At 64.4% G+C, this 17,380-nt stretch carries 18 protein-coding genes; 8 read left to right on the plus strand and 10 right to left on the minus strand.

Translation table 11 applies throughout. The features are described 5' to 3' along the window. Nucleotides 1-189: 189 nt before the first annotated feature. Nucleotides 190-501 carry a hypothetical protein gene (locus HAP47_RS11355; protein WP_173638171.1) on the minus strand — a complete coding sequence of 104 codons (312 nt, stop codon included), beginning with the start codon at nt 499-501 and terminating at the stop codon, nt 190-192. A 164-nt stretch (nt 502-665) separates the two neighbouring features. Further along, nucleotides 666-3,227 carry a fused MFS/spermidine synthase gene (locus HAP47_RS11360; protein WP_173638170.1) on the minus strand — a complete coding sequence of 854 codons (2,562 nt, stop codon included), beginning with the start codon at nt 3,225-3,227 and terminating at the stop codon, nt 666-668. Between the two features lie 244 nt (nt 3,228-3,471). Here HAP47_RS11360 and mobB point away from each other — a divergent pair, with 244 nt between their 5' ends. The 4 genes from mobB (at nt 3,472) to HAP47_RS11380 (ending at nt 6,671) form a co-directional block, all read left to right on the plus strand. Next, the gene (gene mobB, locus HAP47_RS11365) at nt 3,472-3,999 is read left to right on the plus strand and encodes a molybdopterin-guanine dinucleotide biosynthesis protein B (protein ID WP_173638169.1); all 528 of its coding nucleotides are present in this window, start codon (nt 3,472-3,474) and stop codon (nt 3,997-3,999) included. A gap of 57 nt (nt 4,000-4,056) precedes the next feature. Beyond that, nucleotides 4,057-4,326 (plus strand): sulfurtransferase TusA family protein, encoded by a 270-nt coding sequence (locus HAP47_RS11370; protein ID WP_173638168.1) that lies wholly within the window; start codon nt 4,057-4,059, stop codon nt 4,324-4,326. Between the two features lie 324 nt (nt 4,327-4,650). Beyond that, on the plus strand, nt 4,651-6,303 hold the full coding sequence (locus tag HAP47_RS11375; RefSeq protein WP_173638167.1) for an OFA family MFS transporter: 1,653 nt from the start codon (nt 4,651-4,653) through the stop codon (nt 6,301-6,303). Between the two features lie 89 nt (nt 6,304-6,392). Continuing rightward, complete coding sequence (locus tag HAP47_RS11380) at nt 6,393-6,671, plus strand: hypothetical protein (protein ID WP_173638166.1); 279 nt, start codon at nt 6,393-6,395, stop codon at nt 6,669-6,671. Nucleotides 6,672-6,989: 318 nt separating this feature from the next. Here HAP47_RS11380 and lon read toward each other — a convergent pair whose 3' ends face one another. Next, the gene (lon, locus tag HAP47_RS11385; RefSeq protein ID WP_173638165.1) at nt 6,990-9,365 is read right to left on the minus strand and encodes an endopeptidase La; all 2,376 of its coding nucleotides are present in this window, start codon (nt 9,363-9,365) and stop codon (nt 6,990-6,992) included. Nucleotides 9,366-9,376: 11 nt separating this feature from the next. Continuing rightward, nucleotides 9,377-9,784 carry an Hsp20/alpha crystallin family protein gene (locus HAP47_RS11390; protein WP_092116215.1) on the minus strand — a complete coding sequence of 136 codons (408 nt, stop codon included), beginning with the start codon at nt 9,782-9,784 and terminating at the stop codon, nt 9,377-9,379. Between the two features lie 260 nt (nt 9,785-10,044). Here HAP47_RS11390 and HAP47_RS11395 point away from each other — a divergent pair, with 260 nt between their 5' ends. Together HAP47_RS11395 and HAP47_RS11400 are read left to right on the plus strand one after the other, a co-directional pair. Then, nucleotides 10,045-10,320, plus strand: a complete 276-nt coding sequence (locus HAP47_RS11395; RefSeq protein ID WP_173638164.1) for a hypothetical protein — start codon at nt 10,045-10,047, stop codon at nt 10,318-10,320. A gap of 1 nt (nt 10,321) precedes the next feature. After that, on the plus strand, nt 10,322-10,486 hold the full coding sequence (locus HAP47_RS11400; protein ID WP_173638163.1) for a hypothetical protein: 165 nt from the start codon (nt 10,322-10,324) through the stop codon (nt 10,484-10,486). Between the two features lie 112 nt (nt 10,487-10,598). Here the strand turns inward: HAP47_RS11400 and HAP47_RS11405 are convergent, their stop codons facing one another. From HAP47_RS11405 to HAP47_RS11430, 6 genes are all read right to left on the minus strand, one after another. After that, nucleotides 10,599-11,360, minus strand: coding sequence for a slipin family protein (locus HAP47_RS11405; protein WP_173638162.1), 762 nt, complete (start codon nt 11,358-11,360; stop codon nt 10,599-10,601). Then, nucleotides 11,357-12,754: an NfeD family protein gene (locus HAP47_RS11410; RefSeq protein WP_173638161.1), complete on the minus strand. Its 1,398-nt coding sequence runs from the start codon at nt 12,752-12,754 to the stop codon at nt 11,357-11,359. The genes HAP47_RS11405 and HAP47_RS11410 overlap by 4 nt, the downstream gene beginning before the upstream one ends. Nucleotides 12,755-12,876: 122 nt before the next feature. Next, nucleotides 12,877-13,818, minus strand: a complete 942-nt coding sequence (gene dapA / locus HAP47_RS11415; protein ID WP_173638160.1) for a 4-hydroxy-tetrahydrodipicolinate synthase — start codon at nt 13,816-13,818, stop codon at nt 12,877-12,879. An 8-nt stretch (nt 13,819-13,826) separates the two neighbouring features. Further along, entirely contained in the window at nt 13,827-14,081 is a 255-nt protein-coding gene (locus HAP47_RS11420; protein ID WP_173638159.1) for a hypothetical protein, read from the minus strand. Between the two features lie 113 nt (nt 14,082-14,194). After that, nucleotides 14,195-14,470, minus strand: a complete 276-nt coding sequence (locus HAP47_RS11425) for a hypothetical protein (protein WP_173638158.1) — start codon at nt 14,468-14,470, stop codon at nt 14,195-14,197. Between the two features lie 13 nt (nt 14,471-14,483). Further along, on the minus strand, nt 14,484-14,948 hold the full coding sequence (locus tag HAP47_RS11430) for a hypothetical protein (protein WP_173638157.1): 465 nt from the start codon (nt 14,946-14,948) through the stop codon (nt 14,484-14,486). A 513-nt stretch (nt 14,949-15,461) separates the two neighbouring features. Here HAP47_RS11430 and HAP47_RS11435 point away from each other — a divergent pair. Continuing rightward, a complete protein-coding gene (locus tag HAP47_RS11435; RefSeq protein WP_016846764.1) occupies nt 15,462-15,551 on the plus strand; it encodes a K(+)-transporting ATPase subunit F in 90 nt (29 codons plus the stop codon). A gap of 119 nt (nt 15,552-15,670) precedes the next feature. Then, the gene (gene kdpA / locus HAP47_RS11440) at nt 15,671-17,374 is read left to right on the plus strand and encodes a potassium-transporting ATPase subunit KdpA (RefSeq protein WP_173638156.1); all 1,704 of its coding nucleotides are present in this window, start codon (nt 15,671-15,673) and stop codon (nt 17,372-17,374) included. The last annotated feature ends 6 nt before the right edge of the window (nt 17,375-17,380 follow it).

Genomic DNA, 17,380 nt, shown 5'->3' on the forward strand with positions numbered 1-17,380 from the left:
AAGAGGGCGCAGGGAAAGCCGGGTGCCGATCGCACCCATGGGCCCCGTGCAAAAGGTAGAAAGCACGGGGAAGGACCACAGGTGTAACCGGAGCAATCCGGCTTTCCCGGCGCGATGGGTTACAGCTTACTTCGTGCTCTCCCCGGCGGGTTGTTTTGCCGCGGGTCTCGGTGCGACAGCGGATCCGGCTCAGTGCCGCATGGCCGTCTCGACGAACTCCAGCACGGAGCGCGGGACCTCATCGTATTCTACGAAGCGGCGCCGCAGCTCGTCGGCAATATCGGTCGTGACGTCGCGCGACCATCCTTCGCTGGTATTGAAGGCCACGATGCGGACCGGGCGGCTGTAATGGTCATCCAGCAGGCGGCGGATCAGCGTCTTCCGGTCGCTGCCTTCTTCATCGGTTTCGCACCAGGCGCGGCCAAGCCGGCCAAAATCGTTCAGCACCAGATAGGTGTCGTGGTCGATTTGGTGCGGCACGATCGAAGGCGAGCGAGGCATGGCTGATGCTCCAGCGCTGCACATTATCGCGTTCCGGTCGCACCGTGCATTGGAAACTTCGAGGTATATCCGCTGGATAGTCGGATGGCAGCGTGACGTGATTGATCCTGGGCACGCCCGGCGGCGACACCGGCTTCCAGTGGCCCTCTTGGGAGGTTGCCCGATCACTCACGCAGCTTGCGGTCCAGGAAGCCGACATAGGAATTATCCGGATCCAGTTTGACGGCCAGGCGAAGCGCGGCACGGGCGGCCGACTTGTCACCCTCAGCTGTGGCTTGGTGCTCATCCAGAATCGCATTGGCTACCGTGCGCGCGGTGTCGAGACGGGCCTCGTCGATGGATTTGTCGGCAAGGTAAGTTTCCACGGGCTCGCGGAGGCGCTTCAGTTCGTCCACGCTGACCGAACTCAGCGGATACCAGTTGTAATATTCGAGACGTGGTCGATCATCCGTGAGGCTCGGCACATCCCTGACAAAGGCCGCGAGCTTTTCATCAGCGGCGATGAACGTCGCCAGGAAATCCTCGGGCGAGCGCAGGCCGTTTGCTGTCAGGTCTTCAGCCACCCCAGGCTTGGACATGCGCGTGGCGAGCACGCGAGGATCGATTTTCAGCGGTTCATCGGAGGCGATGGCCACGCCTTCCATTCTGGACGGCAACCACAGGGAGACGTGCTTGAACTGGCCCATCATCGCCTTGAGGATCATCTTCGGAAGAATGCCGCGGTTGAAATCCAGCGGCACCCATTGCGCGAGAACGGCGCCGGGGCGCATCTTCTGCTTTGCCAGCGCATAGAATTCCTCTGTGTAGAGGTTGATGACGCCGGCGTCATGGGGCGGCGGGGGCTCGAGGGTGATGACGTCGAATGTCTCGTTTGTCCCCAGCAGGAAATGGCGTCCGTCCGCGACGATCTGGTGGACCTTGGGGTTCTGATAGAACTGCTTGTTGATCGGCACGAAACGGGGCGCAAACTCGAAGACCGTCGAGGCCAGATCGACCGCGTCGATGGATTGTAATTCCTGATGGGTGCTGACCGCACCCACCGTGGTTCCGGTCCCGATGCAAATGACGACCGCCGTTTCGACCGGCCCCGGGTGCAGCAGAATGGGATAGTGCCCCATCGCGGCCATGTAGCGTCGGCCCTCCGGACGGTTATTGGCATAGCTCTTCGAATTCACCACCAATTGCTGATAGGTGCCCGCCGCCTTCTCGCGATACTCGACCACCGCAAATGTTGCTTGTTTGGTCTCGCGCAGCTCGAGAACATTGCCGCCTTCGATCGAGGTCAGGACCCGTTCAAGATAGTGCGGGGTGAAGAGCAGGAGCGCTGCAGCGATGATGCTTGCTGCGACTGCCCCTTGCCGCCAAAGGCTGCTTTCTTTCAGAAGACCCGGTTGCGATACGGTCGTCGCGACAAAGAGCAGGACGTTCAGAACAATCAGTGCGGTAAGTGAGCCCTGGCTGCCCAGATAAGGGATCAGAAGAAACCCGGCCGCCAGGGAGCCCAGCACGCCGCCAATCGTGTTCAAGGCGTAGAGCGTGCCGATTCGACGGCCCAGCGCGCTCATCTGCATCACGGTCAGTTCGCTGGCCAGGGGAAAACTGATGCCGATCAGGGTGGTCGGCAGCAACAGGGCGACGGCACAGATCAGGAAGAATGAAACATCACCTCCCAAAAGCTCCTTCGCCGGGACTGGAACGAGGCCTGATACAATGGGAGACAGCACTGCTTCCACGGTGCGCGCCTTGCCGAGGATTCCGACGGTCAGCGTGGCCGCAACCGCGATGAGCAGCTGTGTTAGGGCGAAGTACCGCAGCAGTTGATCCTTGCGGGGGGCGAGCAGCCTCGCGCAGATCAGGGCGCCGATCACCAAGCCCAGCAGGTAGACGCCGAGCATGCCGGAGAAGGCGTAGACACTCGAGGTGCTGACATTGGTCAGGAAGCGGAACCAGACGACTTCATAGGCGATGGACACGAATCCTGAGCACGCGAAGATCGCGATGAGGATGGACGTCCCGCGATGTCCCGGCCCGGCGGTTTGCGCCGGTGCTTCCGCAGCGACCGGCGACAGGGGGCTTGTGCCGTGCGCGAGGAGCAGCGCCACGCCGCCGACGCAGACATACAGGCCTGCCGCGACCAGGCTCGATCCTGTGATCCCCCAGAGGCCCATCAGGACAAAGCCGACCGCCAGGGTGCCGATCGCGGCGCCCAGGGTGTTGAACCCGTAGAGCAGGCCGATGCGATTGGCGAGGTCGGTTTGCGTGCGGGTCAGGAACTTCACGAGGAAGGGCAGGGTCGCGCCCATCAGCATCGTCGGCAGCGACAGGATGGCGAGCGACAGCGCGACCACGAGCGGCAACCGGAGTGGAGACTCGAGGTCCAGCATGGGCGACAGCCAGCCCACCCAGGTCGACCAGTGCGACAGGAACGCGGTCACCGCCAGGGAAACGACCGCGAGCGCGAGTTCGAGAAGGCCGTAGATTTTCAGGGGGCGGCTGACAGTGTCGGCGATCCGGCCTCCGAAAGCGCTGCCCAGGGAGAGGCCGAAAAAGAAGCTCGCCACCGTGACGCTCACGGAGACGGTCGCGCTTCCCAGCACGAATTGCAGTTGCTTGAACCAGAGAACCTGGAGGATCAGGGATGCCGCGCCCGATGCCAGGAAGATCGTGGTGACCAGAACCTTGTTCTTGAGGCTTATGGCGTCTCGAACACCATCACGATTGGGCACTGGACAGGCCTCCCATTGATCGGGAGAACTGGTACGGCAAATGCCGTTAATATTGCCCTTATGGGGCGGTCTGCTGGCGTTTGCGCTGCCGCGGGCGCAGCTGCTCCGGAAGCTTCCCAAGGCGCTTACCAAGGCGATCCCCTTCGGGGCCTGATCGATCGCCATCCGCCGGCGGGGCTGGCATGACATTGCGTCAAGGCTGATATAAGCAGCACTGGACGTTATATGTCTGCGGAGATTGCGTATGAAAGTGATAGGCCTCGCGGGCTGGAGCGGAGCCGGCAAGACCACCCTGCTGTCGCGGGTGATCCCCTATCTGCTTGGCCGGGCCTTGCGCGTCTCCGTGATCAAGCACGCCCATCACGAGTTCGATGTCGACATACCCGGCAAGGACTCCTGGGTGCACCGGCAGGCCGGTGCGACCGAGGTGCTGGTGTCCTCGACGCGGCGCTGGGCGCTGATGCACGAGCTGCGCGGAGCCCAGGAGTCGCGGCTGCCGGAACTGCTCGCCAAGATGGCCCGGGTCGATCTGGTCGTGGTCGAGGGATTCAAGCGCGAGCCGGTCAACAAGATCGAGGTGTATCGCGCCGCCAACGGCAAGCCGCTGCTGTTCCCCGACGATCCGCGCGTGGTCGGGATCGCCAGCGACGTCGCGGTCGAAACCAGGCTGCCGGTCGCGCATCTCGACGACATCGAGGACGTCGCCGAATTGATGCTGCGCTCCGCTATTCCGGTCGACGATGCGCTGGCTTCGGCCGCGGCGGAAAGCTGAACGGGGTGAGAAGGTGCCGCCGTTGACGATGCATGACGGCTTCGCCATGGTCGAACCATGACCACGACGAAGCTCGATCTTACCGGCCTGAAATGCCCGCTCCCCGCGCTGAAGACGCGCAAGGCCCTGAAGAGCGTGACGGCGGGTGATTTCCTCGAAGTGCACTGCACCGATCCGCTTTCGGTGATCGATATCCCGGCCCTCATCCAGGAGACCGGCGACAAGGTCGAGATCACCGAACGAAGCGATGTCCGGATCGTTTTCCTGATCGAAAAGGCGAATGGAACGATAGATAACCCAAATGCTGCAGCGCCGCGTATGCGCTAGATCCGGCTTGATATCTACCTTTTGCCAATCGACACCTATTTTCCATTCTGCGCGAATTGATAATCTCCGCCGGGTTGCGGAGATGGAGGTGTGCCCGGATTTGGGCACACCGACGGACGGCGGTCGGCCAGCATCCAGATCACGGGCCGCACGGCTGGGCATATCCGGTCGTATTGGGGGTTAGCATTTGCGGAATGCGCGTGGTTGGTCCCGGCGCATCGAGGAAATGTGCGGAGTAGCCGCCTGACGGTGGCCGCAAAGGGCTGAGACGGGATCGAAGACGCAGATGCGCCTGACGTAACGGCGGCTGCAGGGGAGGAGTCAATGACCACAGTGAGCAGCGCCGAACGCGTATCCGCGGCAGGCGCAGGTTTCCTCGACAAGGAACACACGATCGCGACAGCCGGCTTCAACCGCTGGCTGGTGCCGCCGGCGGCGCTGTGCATCCATCTGTGCATCGGCATGGCCTATGGCTTCTCGGTGTTCTGGCTGCCGCTGTCGCGCGCGATCGGGCTGACCGCGCCGAAGGCGTGTCCCGATATCTCGCTGATGCAGGAATTGTTCACCACGACCTGCGACTGGAAGGTCGCGAGCCTGGGGTGGATGTACACCCTGTTCTTCGTCGTGCTCGGCGTTTCCGCCGCGGTGTGGGGCGGCTGGCTCGAGAAGGTCGGACCGCGCAAGGCCGGCTTCGTCGCCGCGCTGTGCTGGTGCGGCGGCCTCGTGCTCGGCGCCATCGGCATCATCACCCATCAGCTGTGGCTGATGTGGCTTGGCTCCGGCGTGATCGGCGGCATCGGGCTCGGCCTCGGCTACATCTCGCCGGTATCGACGCTGGTGAAATGGTTCCCGGATCGGCGCGGCATGGCGACCGGCATGGCCATCATGGGCTTCGGTGGCGGTGCGATGATCGGCGCGCCGCTGGCCGACAAGCTGATGAACTATTTCAAGACCCCGACCTCGGTGGGGGTCTGGGAGACCTTCCTCACTATGGGCGCGATCTATTTCGTGTTCATGATGATCGGCGCGTTCCGCTACCGTCTGCCGCCGTCTGGCTGGCAGCCGGACGGCTGGACGCCGCCCGCCAAGACCAACGCGATGATCTCGACCAAGAACGTCCATCTCGACAATGCGCACAAGACACCGCAATTCTGGCTGATCTGGTGGGTGCTGTGCTTGAACGTGTCGGCCGGCATCGGCGTGATCGGCATGGCCTCGCCGATGCTGCAGGAGATTTTCGCCGGCAAGCTGATCGGACTGCCCAATGTCGGCTTCAACGCGCTCGATGTGTCGCAGAAGGCGCAGATCGCGGCGATCGCCGCCGGCTTTGCCGGCCTTCTGTCGCTGTTCAACATCGGCGGCCGCTTCTTCTGGGCGTCGCTGTCGGACAAGATCGGCCGCAAGAACACCTATTACACGTTCTTCGTGCTCGGCATCGTGCTCTACGCACTGGCGCCGACCTTCGCTGCGATGGGCTCGAAGCTCTTGTTCGTGCTCGGCCTCGGCATCATCCTGTCGATGTATGGCGGCGGCTTCGCCACCGTGCCGGCCTATCTCGCCGACATGTTCGGCACCCAGTTCGTCGGCGCGATCCATGGCCGTCTGCTGACGGCGTGGTCGACCGCGGGCATCATCGGTCCGGTGGTGGTGAATTACCTTCGCGAATTCCAGCTCGCCGCCGGCGTGCCGCGCGACCAGCTCTACAACACCACGATGTACATTCTGTGCGGCATGCTGGTCGCCGGCTTCATCTGCAACTATTTGATCAAGCCGGTCGATCCGAAGTGGCACATGAGCGACGCCGAGGTGGCCAAGCTGCAGGCGGCGACGGCGACTGGCGGCAACGGCGCGACCGGATCGTTCGGCATCGGCAAGGGCGGCCTGGACGGCAGGGCGGCGCTGTTCTGGCTGTTCGTCGGCATTCCGCTGGCCTGGGGCATCTACATGACGCTGCTCAGCGCGGTCAAAATCCTCTGATCGCGACCATCATCGCCGCGGGCCGCCGATTCCCGGCGCCCGCGGCATTCGCTCTATTCCATGAACAGAAATCGGATTGGGGGATTTCAATGTTTCGCACCCGGATTTGCCTTGCCGTCGCGCTGCTCGCCTTCGGACTTCATGCTGCGTCGGCCCAGACCGCGGCGCCGGCAGCACCAGCACCGGCCGCCACCACCACGGCCAAGCCGTCGAAGATCAAGCTGACGATGGAGAAATTGAAGGCCATGAAGGAGCAGTGGCGCGCCAACAAGCCCAAGCTCAAGGCCTGCCGCAAAGAGGTGAAGCAGAAGGGACTGACCGGCGACGACCGCTGGTTCTACATCTCGGACTGCATGGCCAAGAGCTGAGCGCGACCGCTTCCAATGCGTTGAACTTGAGCGGAGAGAGTACGCCGCGCGGTACCCCTCTCCCTAACCCTCCCCCGCAAGGGGGGAGGGAACCCTTCCGCCGGTAACTCCCTTACACATTCGCTGCCGAGACCGTCCGAACGAGTTGGTGCTCGCAGCGCTTCGTGTGCATGACAGACCTTGCAGCTATCCAAACATCGCCTGCGGTTTTTGCGCGACGTAACGTGGGGTGAGCACGCTGGTCGGACTCCCTCCCCCCTTGCGGGGGAGGGTTGGGGAGAGGGGTAAGCCCCGGGCGCGATGCTCGATGCGAAGCAATCACTCCGCCGCGGCGGGTGTCGCCTTGGCGGGCTCCAGAGCTGCCGCAATCGCATCGTCGACGCGCTCGAGCCAGATGAACTCGAGCTTGGCGCGGGCGCCGGCGGGGATGTCGTCGTAGTCGCGCTTGTTGCGCGCCGGCAGCATCACGCGTGTCAGGCCCGCGGCCGCGGCGGCGACGACCTTCTCCTTGATGCCGCCGACCGGCAGCACGAGCCCGCGCAGCGAGATCTCGCCGGTCATCGCGGTGTCGCTGCGCACGGTGCGATCGGTCAGGAGCGAGGTGAGGGCGGTGAACATCGCGACACCCGCGCTCGGGCCGTCCTTGGGCGTGGCGCCGGCGGGAACGTGGACGTGGATGTCGCTCTTCTCGAACACGGCGGGGTCGATGCCGAGCTGGGAGGCGCGGCTCTTCACCAGCGTCAGCGCGGCCTGCACGCTCTCGCGCATCACGTCGCCGAGCTGTCCGGTGATCATCAGCGCGCCACGGCCCGGCGTGCGCGAGGCCTCGATGAACAGGATGTCGCCGCCGACCGGCGTCCAGGCAAGCCCGGTTGCGACGCCCGGAATGCTGGTGCGCATCGCGATCTCGTTCTCGAACCTCGGCTGGCCGAGCAGCGCCACGATGTCCTTCGGTGCGATGGTGACGTGGCTGGTGCTGCCTTCGGCGATCTGCACCGCGACGTTGCGCAGCACCTTGCCGATCTCGCGCTCCAGATTGCGGACGCCGGCCTCGCGGGTGTAGCTCTTGATGATCAGCCGCAGCGCATCCGGATCGATCTCGACCTGCTCGGCCTTGATCCCGTTGGCCTCGAGCTGGCGGCGCACCAGATAACGCTTGGCGATCTCGAGCTTCTCGTCCTCGGTGTAGCCGGGGAGGCTGATCAGCTCCATGCGGTCGAGCAGCGGACCGGGGACGCCGTCGAGCATGTTGGCGGTGGCGATGAAGACGACGCGCGAGAGGTCGAACGGCACGCCGAGATAGTTGTCGCGGAAGGTGCCGTTCTGCTCGGGGTCGAGCACTTCGAGCATCGCGGCCGACGGATCGCCCTGGATGCCGCGGCCCATCTTGTCGATCTCGTCGAGCATCATCACGCAATTGCGCGCGCCGGCCTTCTTGATCGCCTGGATGATGTTGCCGGGCAGCGCGCCGATATAGGTGCGGCGATGGCCGCGGATCTCGGCCTCGTCATGCACGCCGCCGAGCGAGACGCGGACGAACGGCCGCGACATCGCGCGCGCGATCGATTGTCCGAGCGAGGTCTTGCCGACGCCGGGCGGCCCGAGGAAGCAGAGGATCGGCGCCTTGCCGCCGGGCGCGAGCTTGCGCACCGCGAGATATTCGATGATGCGGCTCTTGATCTTCTCCAGGCCATAATGGTCATGGTCGAGGATCTTGCGCGCCTCGGCGATGTCGATCGGCTTCTCCTCGGGGATGCTCCAGGGCAGGTCGATCAGCCAGTCGAGATAGCTGCGCACCATGCCGGACTCGGCCGCCGCCTCCGGCATCCGCTCGTAGCGGCGCAATTCCTTCTGCGCCTGGCTCTCGGCCTCCGGCGGCATCTTGGCGTCCGCAATTGCCTTGGTCAGCTCGGCGACCTCGGCGGCCTTGCCGTCGCCTTCGCCGAGTTGGCGCTGGATGGTCGCCATCTGCTCGCGCAGGATCGCCTCGCGCTGCCGCTCGTCGAACACCGCCTTGGTCTTCTGCCCGATCTCCTGGCTCAACCTGAGCACCTCGATGCGCTCGGCGAGATGCCGCGAGACCTTGTCCATCCGCGCCACGAGATCGACGGTTTCCAGGATGTCCTGCTTTTCCGCCGGCTTGATGTCCATGTAGGAGGTCGCAAGATCAGCCAGTGTCGCCGGCGAGGTCGCGCCCTGCAGCGCGGCGATCAGCTCGGGCGGCGTCTGTGGCAGCAATTGCGCGGCCTCCAGCGCCTGGCGCTGCAGATTGAGGAAGCGCGCCTCGATCTCCGGCGAGGTGGTGGTCGGCTCGGGGATCTGCAGCACGCGCGCGGCGAGGAACGGCGTGCCGGGCAGATAGTCGAGCACGCGCATGCGCTGCACGCCCTGGCAGACCAGGTGGTGGCTGTCGTCGGCGCCGGTGATGTAGCGCACGATGTTGGCGATGGTGCCGACGCGGTAGAGCCCGTCGGGGCCGGGATCGTTGGTCTCGGGATCACGCTGCAGCAGGATGCCGATCGGCCGCTGCTCGCGCACCGCCTGCTGGGCCGCGGCAATCGAGGTCGCGCGCGCGATCGTGATCGGGATGATGACGTCCGGAAACAACACGGTGTTGCGCACCGGGACGATGATCGTTGCGTCGCTCGGGATCGGCGCCGAACTCGCCGGATTTGAAGCGCCTGAAGCAGCCATGTCGAAATCCCTCAGCTCGATTTTCCGAGCCGCAGGCCGACGCAGCCATGCGCGGCAAAACGGCTGATGGTGTAGCGCCCGGTCGGCAGCGCGATGCGGCGCTCGAACCGGCCCTGCGGCAGCTCGAGGCGCAGGATGCGGGCGTTGCGCAGCTCAGCGGGCAGGATGCGGCGGCCCGAGATCACCAGCGTGCCGCCGTCGAGTGCGGCCTCGACCTCGTCGGGATCGACCCCCGGCAGCGCGACCAGGATGAGGATTTCCTCCTCGGTCTCGATCACGTCCATTGGCGGTTCCCAGCTCGGCTCGCTGCCCTCCCCGCGCGGGTGCAAATTGAGGAAGCTCTGGTGCAACCGCTCGGCGCGGGCGAGCGCCTCGATCGCATCCGTCAGCATCCAGTTGGTCTGATCCTTGGGCCGCATGGGCACTCTCCACGTCGTATTGGGAGGCGACGTTACCGGTCTTGCAGCCGACCGTAAACCGCCCCCGGGCGGGGTCGTTCGAGGCAAAAATTGTCCAAAATGCTCGCGATTAGCACATGGTCGCGAAACGCACGCCATATGGGCCGTATATGCCGCGGCTATGTGACAGGGCTGCGGGTCGTCTCGAATTCCTACGGCCGTCCCAGCATGTTTGGCCTGACGCGGTGCGCTCGCGCGCGCCGCCAACAGGAAGGTGGGACATGACCTTGCTCCATTACCACGATATCCGGCCGCATGGTTCGGCCGGTGCGACGCCCCCGGCGCTGCGGCGGATCATCCGGCGGATTGGCCTTGCTTTCAGAACCATCCACCGCGCCATCGCCGCCGCCAAGATCCATCGGCTGCGCAACGAGCTGTTGCTGCATCGCGGCCATGAGGACTGGGCGCGCGCCAATCTCAATGTCGGCATGCTCGGCGGCGATGCCGAGAAATATCCCCGGGCGCCGGTCGTGCTCGGCGAGAAGTGGGACTACTGAGATGCGCGCAGCTTCATTCATCGCTGCCCTGCTGCGCCGCGCCGCGGAAGGGATGCTGAAATTCCTCGCCTCGATCGGCGAGGAGCCGATCAGCGGCTACCGGCCCGAGGCGCATTATATGCGCGGCCCGGGTCCGGCGTGGCGGGCCAAGCATCACGGGCATTAAAGCGGATGAGCTTTGGCTGAATCGGCTCGCCGCAATTTCGGTTCACCTCTCCCAAGGGAGAGGTGAGTCTTCGCCGTTCGGGCTCAAACTACTCTCACGCCAGCAAATCGGATCACGTCGTTCCACCTCGCGGCGTCAGGTGATCGAGCAGGTCCATCGGGAGCGGGAAGACCACGGTCGATGGGCGCTCGCCGGCGATGTCAAGCAGCGCGGCGAAATAGCGGAGCTGCATCGCCTGCGGCTCCTGGGCGAGGATCCGGCCGGCCTCGACCAGCTTCTCGGCGGCCTGCTGCTCGCCCATCGCGTTGATCACCTTGGCGCGCCGCAACCGTTCCGCCTCGGCCTGCTTGGCGATCGCCCGCACCATGGTTTCGTTGAGATCGATATCCTTGATCTCGACTGCGGTGACCTTGATGCCCCAGACGTCGGTCTGCTTGTCGAGGGTCTCCTGGATATCGGCGTTCAATTTGTCGCGTTCCGCCAGCATCTCGTCGAGCTCGTGCTTGCCGAGCACCGAGCGCAGCGTGGTCTGGGCAAGCTGGCTGGTCGCAGCCATGTAGTCGCCGACCTTGATGATGGCGCGCTCGGGGTCGACTATGCGGAAGTAGAGGACGGCGTTGACCTTGACCGAGACATTGTCGCGGGAAATCACGTCCTGCGGCGGCACCACCTGCACCATCACCCTGAGGTCGACCTTCACAAGCTGTTGCACCACCGGAATCAGGATGATGAGCCCCGGGCCCTTCACCCCGGTGAAGCGGCCGAGCGTGAAGATGACGCCGCGCTCGTATTCGCGCAGCACGCGCACGGCCTGGGTCAGGAATATGATGACAAGCAGGACGACCGCCGCATAGGTGAAATAATCAAGCATCATGCTGTACCTCCTTCGCCGGCGGAAGCCGGCGCACGCCGCACCACCAGCGTCAAATCGACGATGTTGGCCACCTCGACCGTCTCTCCGGTCTTGAACGTCTCGGTGCCCCGCGCCTGCCATCGTTCGCCATTGGTGAAGACGTGACCCGTGGTCTCAGACCAGTCGAGCACCTTGGCCGGTAGCCCGCGCATGGCTTGCGCACCTGTCCGGAGCGGACCGTTGCGCGCGCGGCGCAGCGCCCCGAGCACGACGAGAGCAAGGCCTGCGAACATCGCCGCGACGATGCCGATGAGCGGCCATGACAGGTGGTATCCGGGCGCCTCGATCCGGAACAGCATGGCGGCTCCCAGGACAAAGGCGACGATGCCTCCGAGGCCGATCACGATGGTTGGGTTGAAGGCTTCGATCGCGAGCAGCGCCATCCCGACCAGCATCAAGGCGAAGCCGGCATAGTTGATCGGCAGCATGTTGAGCGCGTAAAGGCCGAGCAGCAGGCAGATCGTGCCGACAACTCCGGGCGCCACGGCACCGGGGGACATGAATTCGAAGATCAGGCCGTAGATGCCGACCATCAGGAGAACGAATGCGATGTTGGGGTCGGTGATCACAGCAAGCACGCGCGAGAGCCAGTTGGGATCGATGGCTTCGATCACGGCGTCCTTCGTCGCCAGGCGTTGTGTCTTGCCGCCGGCAAGCTCCACCGTCCGGCCATCGATCTGCCTGAGCAAGTCGGCAGGATCATGCGCGGTGAACTCGATGACACGGGCCTGCAACGCGGCGTTGGCGGAGAGGGTGACGGCATCGCGGACCGCCTTCTCGGCCCAGTCGGCATTACGGCCGCGCAGTTCGGCGAGGCTGCGGATGAAGGCAACGGCATCGTTCGTCACCTTCGCCGTCATGGTATCTTTCGTCGTGGACAGGGTGCCGCCGTCCTTCGGCTCCTTGCCGTCCTTGTCCGGGGTGCTGCCCGGCAAACCTGGCACCGGGCCGCCGATCTGCACCGGCGTCGCGGCGCCGATATTGGTGCCGGGAGCCATGGCTGCGAGATGGGTCGCATAGAGAACGTAGGTCCCGGCGCTCGCGGCATGGGCGCCGGAGGGCGCAACATAGCCGACAACGGGAACGGGCGAGGCCAGCACGTCGGTGATGATCTCGCGCATGCTGGTGCTGAGACCGCCCGGCGTATTCAGGCGCAGAATGACGATCTCGGCGTGCCGCTCGGCCGCCTTCGCCAGGCCGTCCTTGACGTAGCTGGCCGATGCCGGCCCGATCGCTCCGTCGATTGAAATGGTCAGAGCAAGACGGTTGTTGTCCGCGGCCGTACCGGGACCAATGGAAACAACCAGAGCGACCAGGGCGATCGCCACAACGAGAGCCGCCTTGAAGGTCTGCACGGCAAGCACTCCCTTGCCGTGGATATGGGATGCCGTTCCGGAACCTCAATATGGCGCGGTGTCAAGGACGCCATTCGCTGATCCATTGTGCGTCGCGATGGCTGGCGTCGGGTCGGTAAAGCTCACTGCGCAGCGGCGAGGTACTCGTCGGCAAGCTCGGCCATCGCGTGCGCGAGTTCGGCCTTTGCCGTTGTATCCAGTTGCACGATCGGCAGCCGCGTCACCGGCTGCATGAACCCCAACAGTGCCAGTGCGAATTTCAGGGCGGCGGGATGCTCACGCTCCAGCAGCGTCGCGAGCGGCACCAGCCGCTGATGCAACTCACGCGCCTGATACAGCCGGCCCTCACGCAGATGCCGGGCCACCGCCACGCACAGATCGGGCGCGACGTTCGAGACCGACGAGATGCAGCCATCGCCGCCGGCGGCCATATAGGCGAGCGACATGGTGTCGTCGCCGGTCAGCATCCGGAATGTCGCCGGCAGGCGTGGACGCAGGCGCCTGAGGCGGGCGACATCGCTGCTGCCATCTCGCAGTCCAATGATACGCGGCGATGCTGCGAGCTCAATCAGCGTCTCGTCCGTGAGGCCTTTCACCGTCCGCGCGGGAATGTCGTGCAGGATCACGGGCAGTGTCGTGGCGGCGACGACGGCGCGGAAATGCGCCGCCATGCCCCGCGGCATCGGCTTGTTGTAATACGGCACGACCGACATGATGGCGTCGGCGCCGGCCGTTTCCGCCGCGCGCGTGAACGTGACGGCACGATCCGTCGCGTTCGACCCGGCGCCGGCGATGATGCGGACCCGCTTGCGCGCGACACGGGCCGCGATGCGAACCAGCTGCGCGCGCTCCGCGGGCTCGAGCGTCGCGTTTTCACCCGCGGTCTCGCCGACCACGAGCGCCGAGGCGCCGGCCGCGATCTGGCGCTCGCACAGCCGGCCGAACGCATCAGCGTCGATTTCGTCCCGGTGGTTGAAGGGGGTTGGAAGGTCGGGGATGAAGCCTGACAGCCATGCCGCTGAATCCGCTTTCGCAACCGTCTTCGCAATGACTTTCGCAGTCATGGGGCGGCTCAGGCGACGCGGCTGGCGGGGAGAGGCGCGGTCTCGCCGCGCATATCGAGCTCGAGCTCGCGCGACAGCTCGACGATCATTTCGGGGTGCTGACCGTTCTCGAACAGCGCGTATTTGACGGCCTGGGCGCGGTTGACGAACAGGCCGCCATAGAGGCCGTTCTGCTGCTGGGCGACCCACTGGCCGCGGTGATTTCGGCCGATGAAGACAATGGTGGACGCAGCGCTACACGAGGGAGGTTCGACGAGTTTCACGATTGTAGTCCTTCAGGTGGGAGTCACACGTTCAATGTCTGTCTTGCCGGATATGAAATCGAGCGCGGAGGACGGCCGACTTCATAGGAGCGGCATAGGATTTGAGGGTGGGCCTAGACGTGCTGGACGATGCCGGTGCCGAGCGCGCACAGCGCGACATAGGCGGTCATCTCGTCCCAGTGATTGAGGTTTGCGGCAAACGGCATCTCGCGCTTGACCAGTCCGGCCAGCGCGCAGATCAGCGCCGACATCCACAATAGCGTGACAAGGCCCCTGCCGAAGCCTGCGCCCGCGAAGACGGCGAAGCCGATCATGATGGCAAGCCGGAAACCGAACCGGACCAGGACCTGGACCGACTGCAGCTGCTGCGGCAGTTGTTTCGCGTTCATGACGGCGCCGCCATCAACCGATATTATCGACGAACAGCGGCTCGTAGAGCGAGCTGGTGTTGCGGCGGACGGTTGGTACGCTGGTGCGGCTCTCGGGCGCCGAGATCCGCTGCGCCTCGACGAAGCCGCTGAGGATTGCGAGCGCGAGATCCGCATGGCGGGTCTCAATCGACTGGTCGAGCCAGTCGGGCAACTCGCGTTCGCGCGACAATGCGCAATGCCACTCACCCTCGTCATAGACCAGCCGGCGGATCTGCCATTGCGGCAGCTCGAGATCGAGCAGCGCGATCGCGGCATCGGTCCAGGCGCCGGACTGGATCAGGCGTTCGACACGGGCGCTCTTGCCGCCTTGACCGGCCGAGGGAAAACGCCGGCAGGTCTGGCTGACGATGTCGGCCATGAACTCGGCTGTGACAGCATAGGCGTCGCGCAGCCGGTCGCCGAGCTCGGTGGAGGTGTGTTGGGATAGCACTGACATGGCGTCATCTCGTCGAAGGCGCGGCCCAACAAGGTGAGGCTCAAGGCTCAAGGCATTGGCCGCACGCCCAAAATGGCCTGATGGCCATTTGAAAACGAGATGAGGCAGAGGGCGGAGATATAGGGATTCCATAAAGATGGGTGACCTTGTGGTCCTCGCGAAAGCCGCAAGACGCGTCGATCTGAGAAGCGTGCCCTGTCCAGCGCGGGCGCAATGAATTGCGCCATGTCAACATCTGAAGCTGCCGCGGGCGCAAGGTGGTTTTAGTGAAGGTGGAGCATGTCGGGCCTTTATAGGATTCCTATAATGTCGTTATTCGCCACATCTCGAAAACCTATGCGCAGGATGGCACGTCACGACCATCCGGCGCGGAGCGCTTATACGCTCGCCCGCGCCCTGTGACGCATAGGAGTCTCTCATGATGGACATTCTCATGGCGGCGCTCGCGATAGGCTTCTTCGCGGCCGGCATCGGTTATGCCTACGCCTGCGAACGGCTTTAAGGGAGGCGGCGATGATCTTCGATTACTCGCTCGCCGGCCTCGTCTCGCTCGGCCTTCTGTTTTACCTCACCTACGCATTGCTGCGGCCCGAACGCTTCTAGGCGGCCCGCGATGTCAGCGCTTTGCACAATTCTGTTGGCTGACGCGATGCTGACCGGGCTGCTGCTCGGCGTGTTCGTGTCGCTGCTGCGCTTCGCACCCATTCGAAAGGTTTGACGCAATGACCGTCATCGGTTGGATTCAAATTATTCTGTTCTGCGCGATCGTGGTCGCGCTGGTCAAACCGCTCGGCTGGTACATGACCCGCGTGTTCAACGGCGAGCGCACCTTCCTCTCGCCCGTGCTGCGCCCGGTCGAGCGCGGCATCTACTGGGTCGGTGGCGTCGACGAGCGGCGCGAGCAGCACTGGCTGACCTATACGGTCGCCATGCTGCTGTTCCATGTCGGCGGCTTCTTCATCATCTACGGCCTGATGCGGCTGCAGGCGCTGTTGCCGTTCAATCCTGCCGGCCAATCCGCCGTTGCCGAGGATCTCTCCTTCAACACCGCGGTGTCCTTCATCACCAATACCAACTGGCAGAATTACGGCGGCGAAAGCACGCTGTCCTATCTGGTCCAGATGCTCGGCCTGACCCACCAGAACTTCCTGTCGGCGGCGACCGGCATCGCGCTGGCGATGGCGCTGATCCGCGGCTTCACCCGTTCGTCGATGCGCACGGTCGGCAATTTCTGGGTCGACGTCACGCGCTGCACGCTCTACGTCCTGCTGCCGATCTGCATCGTCTATGCGCTGTTCCTGGTATGGCAGGGCATGCCGCAGACGTTAGGTGCCTATGTCGATGCCACCACGCTGGAGGGCGGCAAGCAGACCATCGCGCTCGGACCAGTCGCCTCGCAGGTTGCGATCAAGATGCTCGGCACCAATGGCGGCGGCTTCTTCAATGCCAACGCCGCGCATCCGTTCGAGAACCCGACCGCGCTGTCGAACCTCGTGCAGATGATCTCGATCTTCGCGCTGGGTGCTGCGATGACCAATGTGTTCGGCCGCATGGTCGGCAACCAGCGCCAGGGTTGGGCGATCTTCGCCGTGATGGGCATCCTGTTCGTCGCCGGCGTCACCGTCACCTATTGGGCGGAAGCCAACGGCACCTCGGCGCTGCAGGCGCTGGGTCTCACCGGCGGCAACATGGAGGGCAAGGAGGTCCGCTTCGGCATCGTCGCGTCCTCGCTGTTCGCCGTCGTCACCACCGCGGCGTCCTGCGGCGCGGTCAACGCCATGCATGACAGCTTCACCGCGCTCGGCGGCATGATCCCGCTGATCAACATGCAGCTCGGCGAGGTTATCATCGGCGGTGTCGGCGCCGGCTTCTACGGCATGCTGCTGTTCGTCGTGCTGGCGATCTTCGTTGCCGGCCTGATGGTCGGCCGCACGCCGGAATATGTCGGCAAGAAGATCGAGGCGCGCGAGGTCAAGATGGCGATGCTCGCGATCCTGGTGCTGCCGCTGATGTATCTCGGCTGGACCGCGGTCGGCGTGGTGCTGCCGTCGGCGGTGGCTTCGATGGCCAATGCCGGCCCGCATGGTTTCACCGAGGTGCTCTATGCCTACACGTCCTCGACCGGCAATAACGGCTCGGCGTTCGCGGGCCTCACCGGCAACACCTTGTTCTACAATTTGACGCTCGCTTCGGCGATGTTCGTCGGCCGGTTCTTCATGATCGTGCCGGCGATGGCGATCGCGGGATCGCTGGTCGAGAAGAAGTCGATCCCGGCCTCGGCGGGCACCTTCCCGACCACCGGCGGGCTGTTCGTCGGCCTCGTCATCGGCGTGATCCTGATCATCGGCGGCCTCACGTTCTTCCCGGCGCTGGCGCTCGGGCCGATCGTCGAACACCTTGCGATGAACGTCAACACCCTGTTCTGATCGAAT

It is taken from the genome of Bradyrhizobium sp. 41S5, assembly GCF_011516665.3.
Taxonomy (GTDB): Bacteria; Pseudomonadota; Alphaproteobacteria; order Rhizobiales; family Xanthobacteraceae; genus Bradyrhizobium; species Bradyrhizobium quebecense.

Bases quoted from the DNA above. Each gene is read 5' to 3' on its own strand.
- HAP47_RS11355 (WP_173638171.1), bottom strand. From the start codon at position 501: ATGCCTCGCTCGCCTTCGATCGTGCCGCACCAAATCGACCACGACACC.
- mobB (WP_173638169.1), top strand. From the start codon at position 3,472: ATGAAAGTGATAGGCCTCGCGGGCTGGAGCGGAGCCGGCAAGACCACC.
- HAP47_RS11370 (WP_173638168.1), top strand. From the start codon at position 4,057: ATGACCACGACGAAGCTCGATCTTACCGGCCTGAAATGCCCGCTCCCC.
- HAP47_RS11375 (WP_173638167.1), top strand. From the start codon at position 4,651: ATGACCACAGTGAGCAGCGCCGAACGCGTATCCGCGGCAGGCGCAGGT.
- HAP47_RS11380 (WP_173638166.1), top strand. From the start codon at position 6,393: ATGTTTCGCACCCGGATTTGCCTTGCCGTCGCGCTGCTCGCCTTCGGA.
- lon (WP_173638165.1), bottom strand. From the start codon at position 9,365: ATGGCTGCTTCAGGCGCTTCAAATCCGGCGAGTTCGGCGCCGATCCCG.
- HAP47_RS11390 (WP_092116215.1), bottom strand. From the start codon at position 9,784: ATGCGGCCCAAGGATCAGACCAACTGGATGCTGACGGATGCGATCGAG.
- HAP47_RS11395 (WP_173638164.1), top strand. From the start codon at position 10,045: ATGACCTTGCTCCATTACCACGATATCCGGCCGCATGGTTCGGCCGGT.
- HAP47_RS11400 (WP_173638163.1), top strand. From the start codon at position 10,322: ATGCGCGCAGCTTCATTCATCGCTGCCCTGCTGCGCCGCGCCGCGGAA.
- HAP47_RS11405 (WP_173638162.1), bottom strand. From the start codon at position 11,360: ATGATGCTTGATTATTTCACCTATGCGGCGGTCGTCCTGCTTGTCATC.
- dapA (WP_173638160.1), bottom strand. From the start codon at position 13,818: ATGACTGCGAAAGTCATTGCGAAGACGGTTGCGAAAGCGGATTCAGCG.
- HAP47_RS11425 (WP_173638158.1), bottom strand. From the start codon at position 14,470: ATGAACGCGAAACAACTGCCGCAGCAGCTGCAGTCGGTCCAGGTCCTG.
- HAP47_RS11430 (WP_173638157.1), bottom strand. From the start codon at position 14,948: ATGTCAGTGCTATCCCAACACACCTCCACCGAGCTCGGCGACCGGCTG.
- HAP47_RS11435 (WP_016846764.1), top strand. From the start codon at position 15,462: ATGATCTTCGATTACTCGCTCGCCGGCCTCGTCTCGCTCGGCCTTCTG.
- kdpA (WP_173638156.1), top strand. From the start codon at position 15,671: ATGACCGTCATCGGTTGGATTCAAATTATTCTGTTCTGCGCGATCGTG.